We start from the raw sequence: 12,452 nt of genomic DNA, 5'->3' as shown, positions 1-12,452 counted from the left end.
GATTGGTGCGGCGAGCACGGCCGGAATGCTTGGCGTCATCGAGCGGTAGCGATGGTCGCGCAGGTCGAAAATGGGAATGACGGATTCGGTCATGGCTTGAGGGCAATTGATGCGCGGCCGCTTCAGCCGGGCGCAGTCAGCCCGCGCTCGACGGCGTAGACCGCGATCTGCACGCGGCTCGTCAGGTTGAGCTTCTTGAGGATATTCTGCACATGGATCTTGACGGTGCTTTCCGCCACGCCCAGCTCGCGCGCGATCTCCTTATTGCTTTCGCCGCGCGTGAGGCCACRCACGATCTCATGTTCGCGCGAGGTAAGCCGGGGCTCGTCGCTCGCGCTGGCTGCCGCTGTCGCGGCGGGGTTGGTGGGCGCACGGAATTGCGCGACAAGTTTTGCCGTCATGCTGTGAGAAATGACCGCCTCTCCCGCCGCGGCGCGGCGGATGGCGCTGGTCAGCGTTTCCGCTTCGATATTTTTTAACAGATAGCCCCGGGCACCGCTGCGCAGGGCGGCCGCCAGTTCCTCGGCTTCCTCCGACACGGTGAGCATCACCACGGCAGTGTCGGGCAAGTCTTCCACCAGCAGCTGCAGGGTTTCTAGCCCCGACAGGCCGGGCATGTTCAGGTCCAGCAGGATCACGTCGGGCCGGTGCTGCTTGGCCCGCTTGACGCCCTCTACGCCATCCGCCGCTTCGTCGACGATCTCGAAATCGGTCTGGCGCGCAAGCAGGGCGCGCACACCCGAGCGAAACAGGGAGTGGTCGTCTATCAGGAGGATACGGATGGTCATGATATTCACCTTGAAAAAAAAGCTGGCGAGACAGTTTGGTGGCCGTGCCGTTCACTAGCGCGGCAGGATGAGCTCAACTCGCGTGCCCGTGCCCCGTTCGGCAACGATCCGCAGCGTGGCCGATAGCCGGGCCGCGCRCTCGCGCATGATGTGCAATCCCACATGGGATTGATCGTCTGCCGCCGGCTCCGCGGGGTCGAAGCCATCGCCGTCGTCCTCCACGATCATGCTGAAGGTGCGTCCATTGCGCACGATGACGCTGGCATAGGCGGCACGCGCATGCTTTCGCACATTGGAAAGGGCCTCCTGCAGGATGAACAGCACCTGCAGTTGCTGCTCGGGCTGCAGGGGCGGCCCGCCCTGGGCGTCATTGAACACCAGGGCAAGCTCCGTGCTGCTCTGGCGCCGGAATCGCGCCACGGTGTCTTCCACTGCCTGGCGCAGCTCGCCATGCGCCAGCTTGCTGCGGAAGTTGAGCAGGAGTTCACGCACATCCTGGTAGCTTTCTTCCACACCGCAACGCAACAGCGGCACGATAGCGCGCGTCTCGTCCATATCGTTGCGCGAGACCGCATCTTCCAGCACCTGCACCTGCAGGTTCAGGTAGTTAAGGCCCTGGGCAATGCTGTCGTGCAGGCCCTGCGCCACCAGGTTGCGCTCTTCCACCACCGCGAGCTGGCGTGCGGTTTCCGACAGGTGCAGATGATCGAGCGCCACGCCGATATGCTGCCCCAGCGTCTCAAGCAGGCGTATGTCCGAAGCGGGCAGCTGCAAGGGATCGCGAAAATGCAGGGAGAAGGTGCCCAGCACCGCACGCTGCGTTTCGATGCGGAACACCGCAAGCCCCGGGAAGCCTTCCCTTGCGCAGCCAAAGCGCACACCGGCTGACGGCCCGCTGGCTGACAGCGCCGGGCCTTTGTTGAGGTCTTCGATCAGCACGACCGATTCGCTCGCCGCCTCGCCACAGAAGCACGCATCCACCTTCATGCAGTGCTCGGCCTCTTCCAGTTCCGCGGAGAGGCCGACCGATACCAGCAGATGAAGCTGGTTGTGGTCCGCATCGATCATGCGCACGCTGCCGCCGTCGGCATCGAACTGCTTCATCACGCGCTGCAAGAAGCCGCGGCAAAGCGCCTCGCCGTCGTTTGGCATATTCAGGAAGGCGGCCATGTCGTAGAGCGCCGCGAGGTCGCGGTTGTGCCGCGCCAACTCCGCCGTCTTCTGCGCCACGCGCGCTTCCAGATCCTGGTATAGCCCCTGCAGTTCGCCTGCCATCTGGTTAAAGCCTTGCGCCAGCATGCCGAACTCGTCGCTGGTTTCCACCGGCAGCCGCAGGGAGAACTCCCGCGCGGCCATGCGGTACAAGCCGTCCTGCAAGCGCATGACCGGAAGGATGATCCAGATGTAGAGCAGGTAGATGACGGCTACCGTGCCCATGCAGGCCATGGCCGCGAGTCCCGCCTGCGACAACCGCAGCAGGGTGGTCTTCATGGCGTTCTCTTGCTCGATCATGCTGACCAGGCGATTGACCTGATCCACGAAGGAAGCCAGCGCCGCCGGGTAGGTGGGCGGTTCGCCGTTCGCGGCGGCCAGGTCGGCGAGCGCGAGCGGCTTGATACGCCGGTGCCAGTCAAGGTCTACCCGGTCAAGTTGCGCGTGGATGCCAGGGTCGTCCGGCAGGAACAAGGGGCGTGCCGGATCGCCCTGGCGCAGGCGTGCCAGGGTGGCATCCAGCCCGGTGATCTGAGCCTCCAGTTGATGGCTTGCGCCGGCCCGTGCCCTGGCGAGCTCGATGGCGACGCGATTGGCACGCATGCGCAAGCTGCCGGCATCGTTGATGGCCGCGCCCGCGCCTTCGAGTTGCCATGACAGCCACAGCGTCCCGGAGATCATGGTCAGCACGATCAGCAGCGCGCCCAGCGAGAGCGAGACGATCCGCGTCGACAGGCGGTGGCGCAAGCCTGGCAACGCTGCCTGGGTACGCGGTGGGGTGACGGACGGCTCCGTGGCGGGAGCGGGTGGGCAAGGGGGCGTGAGGTCTACCATGGGGTTCCGGCCCCTGGCATCAGGTTTGCGCTCTGGAACGGCGCTTCAGGGGCTTGTCGCATTATTGACGGCAAGCCGGCGAGCGGGCTTGCGCCAGATCAAGGTCATATGCGGCTACAGGTAGTTCCTGGTGCACTTTCTGAAAATATCATGGCGTGACACAATGACGCGGCGCCGGGCCACGTGCTCGGAAAGCCTGCCGGACACCGCCGCCAACGGCTTTGCGCCGCGCGCTTGCATTCGCTCAGCAGCCCGGCCACGCCCTTGATGCCTGCATCGACCTAGGTCACCTGCCCGCCGTCCGCGCGAGGCCGTCAGGCCGCCGCGGCTGCCGCGCCTTGTGGCGTGCCCAGGCCTGTAGGCATTTCGCCGGTGAGCAGGTAGTGCATCAGTTCGCGTACCGGGCGGATGGCCTCGCCGAACGGCAGGCCCCCCTTGCCACGGAAGAACAGCCCGCGCTCCACGTCGCCGCGCATGGCCTGGGCCAGCTTGAGATCGATACAGAACTGGCCGACACGGCCGATGCCGTCACGCAGGCCGCAGGCCTGCAGGCAGTCGAAGCCTTCGAGGCAGTCGCGGACCTTGGCGCGGGCCTGCAGCGTGGCTTCGCGCGACAGGTAGCGCTTGAGCCATGGCGTCAGTACGGCGCGTGCCGGCAGGCCTGCCACGCTGGTGAATTCGCTCAGTTGTTCGGGGCGCGCGCTGGCCAGGACTTCCTTGAAAGCCGGGTGCGCATCCCCTTCCTCGGTCACGGCGAACGCCGTCCCCAGTTGCACGGCGCTGGCGCCTTCACCCAGCCAGTGGCGGACCTTGGCGTGGCTGTTGATCCCGCCCGCAAGGATCAGGGGCACACTTTCCCAGGCCAGCCCCAGTCCGGCGAACACTTCACGGCATTCGGCCAGCACGCGTGCGAAGGAGAAGCGCCCGTCTCCGATATCGTCGATGCGCGAGGCACCGAGGTGGCCGCCGGCGTGCGCCGGATCTTCGATGACGATGGCGTCAGGCAGGCGGTTCTTCTTCATCCACTTGCGCAGTACCAGCCCCACGCCGCGCGAATCCGACAGGATGGGGATCAAGGCAATGTCCGGGTGGCCGGCCGTGAGGTCGGGCAGGTCCAGCGGCAGTCCCGCGCCCATCACGATCGCATCGGCACCGCTCTCGCACGCCTGCCGGACCAGCGCGGCATGCGAGCTGACGGCCTTCATGACGTTGACCGCGATGGCGCCGCGCCCGCCCGCGAGGCGCCGCGCGCCCTGGATCTCGCGATCCAGTGCCACCAGGTTGGCCGCCTCTATCCTGGCCTTGTCGCGCGACCTGGCGGTGGCCGCCAGCAGGTCCGGGTGATGGTGGCGCAGGTCGATGCTGGCAATGGTGCCCATGCCGTTCTGGCTCGCCACCGCGCCCGCCAGCCGGTGCGCGGAAATGCCGATACCCATGCCGCCCTGTACCACCGGGACCAGCCGGCGGCCAATCAGCTTCAGCCAATGTTGTTGCATATCACTCTCGGTGAGGCATCCCGCTCGCCGGCGGAGATGCCGTGCGCGGCAGGAAAGCGGCATAGGTTTGCATGGACGCGCGCCGGGAAATTTGCGCTGGATCAATCAGCGCACGGCACGATACCAATGGCCTATGCCACTCGGCGGATGGCCCTCGTCCGGTGCGCGCGCCGCCGCGCACGCTTTTGCGCCTGGTCAACTGGTTCGTCGCGGGGCTTGGCTAGGATCCTGGCTCACAGGCGTTCGCCGCCGCCGTGGCGCATGCGGACTCCGAAACCCCGTTGAGCCTATCCAATGACATCCAACACATCCGGCGCAACGCGCCGACCGCAACTGGTTGCGCCCGCCGGCTCGCTGGCGGCGCTGCGCGTGGCGCTGCAACGTGGCGCCGACGCCGTCTACCTCGGCCTGCGCGACGCCACCAATGCGCGCAACTTCGGCGGGCTGAACTTCACCGAGGCCGACATCCAGGCAGGCGTGGCCGAGGCCCACGCGCAAGGCGCGGAAGTCTTGTTCGCCATCAATACCTTCGCGCAGATGGGCGCGGTGGCGAGCTGGCATCGCGCCGTCGATGCCGCGGCGGAACTGGGCGCTGACGCTGTCATCATGGCCGACCCCGGTCTCATGGCCTATGCCCGCGAGCGCCATCCGCAATTGCGTCTTCATCTGTCGGTGCAAGGCTCGGCCACGCACGCCGACGCCATCGCGCTGATGCGCGCGCGTTTCGGCATACACCGGGTGGTGCTGCCGCGCGTGCTGACGCTGGCGCAGATCGGCAAGCTTGCGCGCCAAACCGATGTGGAGCTCGAAGTGTTTGGCTTCGGCAGCCTGTGCGTGATGGCCGAAGGCCGCTGCCTGCTGTCTTCCTACGCGACCGGCGACTCGCCGAACAACAAGGGGGTCTGCTCGCCCGCGCACGCGGTACGCTGGGAAGAGCGCGAGGGAACCATGCAGGCGCGGCTGTCCGGCATCCTGATCGACAGCTACGCACCGGGCGAGCCCGCCGGCTACCCGACGTTGTGCAAAGGGCGGTTCGAGGTGGAAGGCGAACGGGGCTACGTGCTCGAGGAGCCGACCAGCCTCAACGCGCTGTCGCTGCTGCCGGCGCTGATCGGCATGGGCATCGCTGCCATCAAGATCGAAGGCCGCCAGCGCAGCCCGCGTTATGTGGGCGATGTGGTCGGCGTGCTGCGTGCGGCGATCGACGCGGCCTGCATCGATCCGGCGCGCTTCACAGCACGCCAGGAATGGCAGGGCGTGCTTGGCCGGCACGCCGAGGGTGACCAGGTTACCCAGGGCGCGTACGACCGGCCGTGGCGCTAAGAGAGGTCCGCCGTGCCTTTGCCTGCCGCATTCCTCATGCCTCACGGCATCCAACTTTCCTCTGGAACCAAACTGCCAATGAACGATTCGATGATCGACCCCGCCGCAGCCACGGCGGCCCGCTTCGGCATCTCGCTCGGCCCGCTGCTGTACTACTGGCCGCGTGCCACGGTCATGCAGTTCTATGCCGAGGTCGCCGACTCCGCGGTCGACCGCGTCTACCTGGGCGAAACCGTTTGCACCCGCCGCCATGAACTGCGCCATGCGCATTGGCTGKAGATCGCGCAGATGCTGCGGGACGCCGGCAAGGAAGTCGTGCTTTCGACCCCGGTGCTGGTCGAGTCCGACAGCGATATCGCCTGCATGCAGCGCGTTTGCGAGCAGACCGAATATCTGGTCGAGGCCAACGACCTCGGCGCGGTCAACCGGATGGATGGACGCCCCTTTATCTGCGGGCCGCATCTTAACGTGTATCACGCGGATACGCTTGCCTGGCTGAGCGGGCTGGGTGCCATCGCATGCGTGCCACCGCTGGAAATGGACCGCACCGCGCTGGCGGCGCTTGCGGCGGCTCGCCCGGCGGCCACGGGGCTGGAGGTACTGGTCTGGGGCCGCATGCCGCTGGCGTTTTCGGCGCGTTGTTTCACAGCGCGCCATCACAGGCTGCGCAAGGACAACTGCGAGTTCCGCTGTCTGGATTACCCGGATGGCCTGGTGGCCTCGACCGGAGAGGGCCAGCCATTCTTCACGCTCAACGGGGTGCAGATCCAGTCCGCGACTTGTCTCGACCTGTGCGCCGAAGTGCCGGCCTTGATGGCCATGGGCATTGGCTCGGTGCGCGTCAGCCCGCATGCCAGCGCCACGCTGGATGTGGTGGCGGCGCTGGCGGGACTGCGGTACGGCGCACGGACCACGGTCCCCGGCGGCCTGCTGCCGGCGGGGGCGCAGCCCAGCAATGGCTACTGGGATGGACGCGCCGGCATCGCCTGGCAGGAGGCGCACGCATGATCGGCCCCAAAGCCATGCTCGCACGGCTGCACCGCGCGGTGCCGGCGCAGGCCCAGGCCTTACCCCTGGTGGCCGCGCTGGAGCTCGCGCGGCGGCGTGGGTGGCTGCAGCCACCGGCGGCGCTCGACGGCCACTGCTTCCTGCTCACGGTGGAGGATCTTGGCCTGCGGGTGCGCTTTCGCTGCACGGACGGCCGTTTTGCCGCCGGGCCCTTTGATGGCAGCCCGCCGGAGCTGACGTTGCGCGCCAACGCTGTCGATTACCTGCGTCTGCTGGGCGGGGAGGCCGATAMCGATACGCTGTTTTTCCAGCGGCGCCTGGCGATCGGTGGGGATACTGCGCTGGGGCTGGAGGTGAAGTACTGGCTGGACACCGTGAACCGGCCGGAATGGCTCACCGGCCTGACCAGGCATCTGGCGGCGGATGCCGTCACGCCGCAGGCTAGCTGACGACGCGGCAAGGGCGGCTGGGGGAGAGGGAGCCAAAGCCGTCGTCATGACAAACGGCTTCGGCGCATCCTGCGGCTTCGGCCGACGCTGTTGGTTTGCTCCCCTCTCCCACTTGTGGGAGAGGGAGAGACAGCCGTCGTCATTCCAAGCTGTTTTGGCGCATCTTGTCGCCCTCGGCCAATGCCGCCGGTTTGTCAGCAAACCGGGGCGACGCATCCTTGAGCGCCGACAGCGCCGACAGCGCCGACATTACGGCCTGCCAGGCCGCGCCTGCCTCCGCTTCGCTGCATTCGCCGTGCTGCCGCTTGGTGGCGCCCAGGCGATTGAGCACCAGATGCTGGTCGGGTTCCACCCCGGCGCTGGCCAGGCAGGCGTTCACGCAGGCCAGCGGGCAGCCGTCCAGGGCCAGGATCGGGCGGCCCGAACGGGCCACCCTGGTGAGCGCGGCAACGCCGCCGCCAACCCCGCTGATGCAGGACATCTCGGCCATCCCGCTGCGGTCCAGCCGCACGGCGAAGGTGTTGGCGAGCTGCGCCACGCTGGAGCAGCCGGAGCAAGCATAGACGAGGGGCAAGGATGTGGTGTCAGCCTTGGGCATTGAGATATCTCCGGACTTGATGTGCGGTCTTTGGGAACGTCGGAAAGCCCTCAGGAAGCGATCGCCGACGGCTCGCATCGGGTGATGCCCGCGGACAAAGCGGCGAGGMGTTCGCCACGCGGCGCGGCAGCGCCGTCCAGCTCGCACAGCCTGAGAATAAAGCGCGCCACCTGGGCAGCCTGGTCGAGCGGCAGGCACGGCATGCCGATATCGAGCGGCACGTCGCTGGCCACCGCGACGATGGACGCGTCGCGCGGGTAGTAGGGCGCGCGCCCGTGCGCCGGCCGATACACTTCGATGCGCGCGATGGCTTCGCTGCGGAGGCCTTCCACCAGGGTCAGGTCCGCCGGCGCCAGGCGTGCCACCTGCTCGCGCAAGGTGGGCTCCGGCGCGCCGTTCAGGTCGTGCAGGATGGCGAAACGGAATGGCGAGGCCACTAGTACCTCGCCGGCACCGGCCTGGCGAAACCGCGCGCTGTCCTTGCCCGGAGGCTCGAGTTCGAGGGGATGGTGGCTATGCTTGATGACGTTGACGGTCAGCCCTTGCTGGCGGAACCAGGCGAGCATGGCCGTGATCAGCGTGGTCTTGCCGCTGCCCGAGGTGCCGGCGATGCCAATGATGGCGGGTTGCATGACTGTTCTCCCATGGATTGCGTCCGGGCAGGCTGACTGGCGAAGCACGGCGCGCGTTCCAGAGGGGCACGATGCGTGCGCCTCTGGCTTGCCAGTGCCAGGGCCTGTTGCCGGAGGTGGCGGTGAAGGTTGCTTATTGCACCAGCGGCGTTCCGGCGCCGCCCAGGTCGATCCCTTCGATGCTGGCTCCGCCGATCAGCAGGCTTGCATACTGCTTCCAGGCGCGGTCGCGCGCCGCCGCCGCGAGGGCGCGGGCGATGGATTGCCGCAMGGCATCGAACGGCAGTTGCACGCCTTCGCAGCGCTCGATGACCCGCACCACGTGCAGGCCATAGCGCGTTTCGACCAGCCGGGCCAGCACGCCGGGGTTGCGTGCCGCAAAGATGGCGCGCTCGAACTCGGGCGCGGTCTCGCCGCGGAACACGCGGCCAAGGCGCCCGCCGCCGGCGCCGGTGGGGCAGTTGGAGCGCGCTCTGGCCAGCCCGTCGAATGCCGAAGGATCGGCCAGCACCTGCGCGAGGGTGGCCTCGGCCGTTTCGCGCAGCGCATCGAGCGGGACGCGTGGCGTCACCTGGAACAGGATGTGCCCGGCCTCGACCCATTCGCCCTCGCGGAAGCGCTCCACGTGGCTATCGTAATGCCGGCGGCAACTGGCCTCGTCCGGTTCGGGCAGCCCGACTTCCCGCTCCAGCAGAGCTTGCGTCAGTGCTTCGTCGTCGCTGCCGGGCAGTCCGAGCTGCCGCGCTTGTGCACGCACCAGATGGCGCAGGATCAGGGTAACCACGGCATGCCGGGTGGGCTCATGCGAGTCGGTATGATGGTCCAGTTCGCGTTCGATCTCGGCATCTTCCAGTTCGACGCCGTTGACTAAGATGGGCATGGTTTTCTCCTTGCAGGATGGCGGGTTCGCGGGGCGGGCTTCAACGGCTGCGCACCAGTTGCCAGGCGCGGCCCAGGTAGCCGACGGTTCCAAAACCGCTCCACACGTGCACCAGCCGGGTGAAGGGGAAGATGACGAACAGCGAGATCCCCATGAACAGATGGATCTTGAACAGCAGCGGTGCGTCGGCGATATAGCTGGCGGCGTCCCCGCGCAGGGTGACGATGTGCTGCGCCCAGGTCATGAGCTGCACCATCATGTGGCCGTCCATATGGCGGGACGATTCAAAGATGGTGGAAAGGCCCAGCAGCAAGGTCACCAGGATCCACAGCAGCAGCACCTTGTCACCGGTGCGCGTGACCGCGGACACGCGGGCATTGGTAAAGCGGCGGTGGAGCAGGATCAGCAGGCCGGACAGGCACATGGTGCCCATCAGGCCGCCGGCCGCCATGGCCACGCCTTGCTTGAAGCCATGCGAGACACCTAGTGCGTCCCAGACCGCCACCGGCGTCAGCAGGCCCGTCAGATGGCCGAAGAACAGCCCGATGATGCCGACGTGAAAGAGGATGCTGCCCACGCGCAGGTTGCCGCGATGCAGCAGCTGCGAGCTGTCGCTCTTCCAGCCGTACTGTTCGCGCTCGAAGCGCGCCAGGCTGCCGAACAGGAAGACGACCAGGGCGATGTACGGATAGATGCCGTAGAGGAATTGGTTGAGCAGGTTCATGGTCGATGCCTCAGCAAGCGGTGGGCATGGGCGGGCGGGTTGGCGTGCGGGGTGGCGTGCGGGGTGGCGTGCGGGGTGGCGTGGATCCACGGGCGTAGAAGTGCACGGGCTGGTCGCCCAGCGGGCGCGGCGCGAGCAGCGGCTCMACGCCGTCCGCGCCGGGGCCGAAGGTCTCCAGCGCTTCGTCCATGTCGCGCACCGGTGGCTCGGTCTGGGGTTGCGGCTGCACGTCCGTGAGCGTGCGCAGTACGGCGAACGCCGCGGCATACGGGCTCTCGTTGCGCGCCAGCCGGTCGCCGACCGCGGCGAGCACGTGGATGGCGTCGCCCAGCAGTTGTTCGGCATGCGCGTCCTTGCCGTCTGCAGCCAGCGCGCCCAGGAACTCCAGGAACAGCGGCACGTAGTCGGGCAGCTCCGCCTCGGCGGGCTCGAAGCCCCCGCGACGGTATTCGTCGATCAGGTCGACCATTGCCTGGCCGCGATCCCGGCTCTCGCCGTGCACGTGTTCGAACAGGTGCAGCGAGTGGGCGGGGTTGCGGTCGAAGGTGGCGACGTAGTTCTCCTGGAGCTCGATCAGCGTGTTCGTCTTCAACAGATCGCCCAGCGGCGCCAGCGTGGCTTGGGCCTGCGGCCACTCGGCCAGCGCGGCGTCGATTTCAGGCAAGGCGTCGAGCAGATCCTGCTCGGGATAGCACAGCAGGGCGCTAAGGATGGGGTAAAGCGGCATGGGAAGGCTCCTGTTCTGTATGGATGGCGAAAATGCGGGTGCCGGCCGCCCCCCGTTTGCCAACGGGGGCGGGGCAGGAAGTCAGGCGCAGGTCATGACGCCGCCACGGCTTTCTTGCGCGATTTCGGCATGTCCGCGAACATCACGCTGCCTTGCGGCTTCTTGCCGAACAKGGAGCCGTCCGACGTCCCGCCCGAGCATCCGTTGCCGAACGTGAAGCCGCAGCTAGCCTTGTCGTTGAAGCTGTCCTCCACCATTTCCTTGTGCGAGGACGGGATCACGAAACGATCCTCATAGTTGGCGATCGCCATGATCTGGTACATGTCTTCCACCTGTGCCGGCGTCAGGCCGACCTGCTCCAGCACAGCCAGGTCCTGCACGCGGTCCACCACTTCCGAGCGCTTGTAGGCGCGCATGGCCAGCATCCGTTCAAGCGCCTTGAGCACCGGCGCGACTTCCCCCGCGGTCAGCAGGTTGGCCAGGTACTTGACCGGGATGCGCAGGCTCTTCACGTCCGGAATCACGCCGTTCATGCCCATGTGGCCAGCCTCGGCGGCCGACTGGATCGGCGACAGCGGCGGGATGTACCACACCATCGGCAGCGTGCGGTACTCGGGGTGGAGCGGGAAGGCCACCTTCCATTCGCAGGCCATCTTGTAGACCGGCGACTTGCGCGCGGCGTCCAGCCAGCTTTGCGCAATGCCCTGGCGCAGCGCTTCGGCCTGGACGGCCGGATCATGCGGATCCAGGAAGATGTCCAGCTGCGACTGGTAGAGATCCTGTGTGTTCTCCACCGAGGCGGCTTCCTGGATGCGGTCGGCGTCGTACAGCATCACGCCCAGGTAGCGGATCCGGCCGACGCAGGTTTCCGCGCAGACGGTGGGCTGGCCCGCTTCGATGCGCGGATAGCAGAACAGGCATTTCTCGGCCTTGCCGCTTTGCCAGTTGTAGTAGATCTTCTTGTACGGGCAGCCGGAGATGCACATGCGCCAGCCGCGGCACTTGTCCTGGTCGACCAGCACGATGCCGTCGTCCTCGCGCTTGTAGATCGAGCCGGACGGGCAGGAGGCCACGCAGGTCGGGTTAAGGCAATGCTCGCACAGGCGCGGCAGGTACATCATGAAGGTGTTCTCGAAGGTCGAGTACATCTCCTTTTGCACGTCTTCGAACAGCTTGTCCTTGCTGCGCGCGCTGAACTCGCCGCCCAGGTCGTCTTCCCAGTTCGGGCCCCATTCGATCTTGTCCATCTTCTTGCCGGTCAGCACCGACACCGGACGGGCGGTGGGCGGCGTCTGCACCAGCGGGGCCTTCTGCAGGTGCTCGTAGTCGTAGGTGAACGGCTCGTAGTATTCGTCGATCTGCGGCAGGTTGGGGTTGGTGAACAGCTTCGCCAGGATGCCCAGCTTGCTGCCCTGGCGCGGCTCGAGCTTGCCGGCGGCATTGCGCGTCCAGCCGCCATGCCACTTGTCCTGGTTCTCCCATTCCTTGGGATAGCCGATGCCGGGCTTGGTCTCGACATTGTTGAACCAGGCGTATTCCACGCCGTCGCGGCTGGTCCAGACGTTCTTGCACGTAATCGAGCAGGTATGGCAGCCAATGCATTTGTCCAGGTTCAGGACCATGGCTACCTGGGCGCGGATTTTCATTGCTCAGCTCCTTCCTTGGCTTGTTTTTCCACCAGCGGGCCTTCCAGCCAGTCGACCTTGTTCATCTTGCGCAGGATCACGACACCAGCGGGCCTTCCAGCCAGTCGACCTTGTTCATCTTGCGCAGGATCACGA

12 protein-coding genes are annotated in these 12,452 nt (G+C 66.7%); 3 read left to right on the top strand and 9 right to left on the bottom strand.

Going from position 1 to position 12,452, the window contains the following annotated elements; genetic code table 11:
* Window positions 1-122: 122 nt before the first annotated feature.
* The 3 genes from AC1DS3_RS26345 to AC1DS3_RS26335 all read right to left on the bottom strand — a co-directional run bounded on the left by AC1DS3_RS26345 (window position 123) and on the right by AC1DS3_RS26335 (window position 4,330).
* Entirely contained in the window at window positions 123-788 is a 666-nt protein-coding gene (locus tag AC1DS3_RS26345; RefSeq protein WP_477128270.1) for a response regulator, read from the bottom strand.
* 54 nt (window positions 789-842) lie between these two features.
* Entirely contained in the window at window positions 843-2,834 is a 1,992-nt protein-coding gene (locus tag AC1DS3_RS26340; protein ID WP_477128269.1) for a type IV pili methyl-accepting chemotaxis transducer N-terminal domain-containing protein, read from the bottom strand.
* A 314-nt stretch (window positions 2,835-3,148) separates the two neighbouring features.
* On the bottom strand, window positions 3,149-4,330 hold the full coding sequence (locus AC1DS3_RS26335) for an NAD(P)H-dependent flavin oxidoreductase (RefSeq protein WP_441639948.1): 1,182 nt from the start codon (window positions 4,328-4,330) through the stop codon (window positions 3,149-3,151).
* 294 nt (window positions 4,331-4,624) lie between these two features.
* Here AC1DS3_RS26335 and ubiU point away from each other — a divergent pair, with 294 nt between their 5' ends.
* The 3 genes from ubiU to ubiT all read left to right on the top strand — a co-directional run bounded on the left by ubiU (window position 4,625) and on the right by ubiT (window position 7,110).
* On the top strand, window positions 4,625-5,653 hold the full coding sequence (gene ubiU / locus AC1DS3_RS26330) for a ubiquinone anaerobic biosynthesis protein UbiU (protein ID WP_441639949.1): 1,029 nt from the start codon (window positions 4,625-4,627) through the stop codon (window positions 5,651-5,653).
* A 78-nt stretch (window positions 5,654-5,731) separates the two neighbouring features.
* The gene (locus AC1DS3_RS26325) at window positions 5,732-6,661 is read left to right on the top strand and encodes a U32 family peptidase (RefSeq protein WP_477128268.1); all 930 of its coding nucleotides are present in this window, start codon (window positions 5,732-5,734) and stop codon (window positions 6,659-6,661) included.
* Window positions 6,658-7,110 (top strand): ubiquinone anaerobic biosynthesis accessory factor UbiT, encoded by a 453-nt coding sequence (gene ubiT, locus AC1DS3_RS26320; RefSeq protein ID WP_477128267.1) that lies wholly within the window; start codon window positions 6,658-6,660, stop codon window positions 7,108-7,110. The genes AC1DS3_RS26325 and ubiT overlap by 4 nt, the downstream gene beginning before the upstream one ends.
* A gap of 139 nt (window positions 7,111-7,249) precedes the next feature.
* Here ubiT and AC1DS3_RS26315 read toward each other — a convergent pair whose 3' ends face one another.
* The 6 genes from AC1DS3_RS26315 to narH all read right to left on the bottom strand — a co-directional run bounded on the left by AC1DS3_RS26315 (window position 7,250) and on the right by narH (window position 12,317).
* Window positions 7,250-7,708, bottom strand: coding sequence for a putative zinc-binding protein (locus AC1DS3_RS26315; protein WP_441639952.1), 459 nt, complete (start codon window positions 7,706-7,708; stop codon window positions 7,250-7,252).
* Window positions 7,709-7,758: 50 nt separating this feature from the next.
* On the bottom strand, window positions 7,759-8,340 hold the full coding sequence (mobB, locus tag AC1DS3_RS26310) for a molybdopterin-guanine dinucleotide biosynthesis protein B (RefSeq protein ID WP_477128266.1): 582 nt from the start codon (window positions 8,338-8,340) through the stop codon (window positions 7,759-7,761).
* 133 nt (window positions 8,341-8,473) lie between these two features.
* Window positions 8,474-9,220 (bottom strand): peptidylprolyl isomerase, encoded by a 747-nt coding sequence (locus AC1DS3_RS26305; RefSeq protein WP_477128265.1) that lies wholly within the window; start codon window positions 9,218-9,220, stop codon window positions 8,474-8,476.
* Between the two features lie 40 nt (window positions 9,221-9,260).
* On the bottom strand, window positions 9,261-9,944 hold the full coding sequence (gene narI, locus AC1DS3_RS26300) for a respiratory nitrate reductase subunit gamma (RefSeq protein WP_441639955.1): 684 nt from the start codon (window positions 9,942-9,944) through the stop codon (window positions 9,261-9,263).
* A 10-nt stretch (window positions 9,945-9,954) separates the two neighbouring features.
* A complete protein-coding gene (gene narJ / locus AC1DS3_RS26295) occupies window positions 9,955-10,671 on the bottom strand; it encodes a nitrate reductase molybdenum cofactor assembly chaperone (RefSeq protein WP_477128264.1) in 717 nt (238 codons plus the stop codon).
* 92 nt (window positions 10,672-10,763) lie between these two features.
* A complete protein-coding gene (narH, locus tag AC1DS3_RS26290; RefSeq protein WP_477128263.1) occupies window positions 10,764-12,317 on the bottom strand; it encodes a nitrate reductase subunit beta in 1,554 nt (517 codons plus the stop codon).
* Between the last annotated feature and the right edge of the window lie 135 nt (window positions 12,318-12,452).

It is taken from the genome of Cupriavidus sp. 01L46 (assembly GCF_056399905.1).
Note: the sequence above shows the minus strand (reverse complement) of the source record. Positions and strands in the feature narration are given on the sequence as shown.

Bases quoted from the DNA above. Each gene is read 5' to 3' on its own strand.
- AC1DS3_RS26335 (WP_441639948.1), bottom strand. From the start codon at position 4,330: ATGCAACAACATTGGCTGAAGCTGATTGGCCGCCGGCTGGTCCCGGTG.
- ubiU (WP_441639949.1), top strand. From the start codon at position 4,625: ATGACATCCAACACATCCGGCGCAACGCGCCGACCGCAACTGGTTGCG.
- AC1DS3_RS26315 (WP_441639952.1), bottom strand. From the start codon at position 7,708: ATGCCCAAGGCTGACACCACATCCTTGCCCCTCGTCTATGCTTGCTCC.
- narI (WP_441639955.1), bottom strand. From the start codon at position 9,944: ATGAACCTGCTCAACCAATTCCTCTACGGCATCTATCCGTACATCGCC.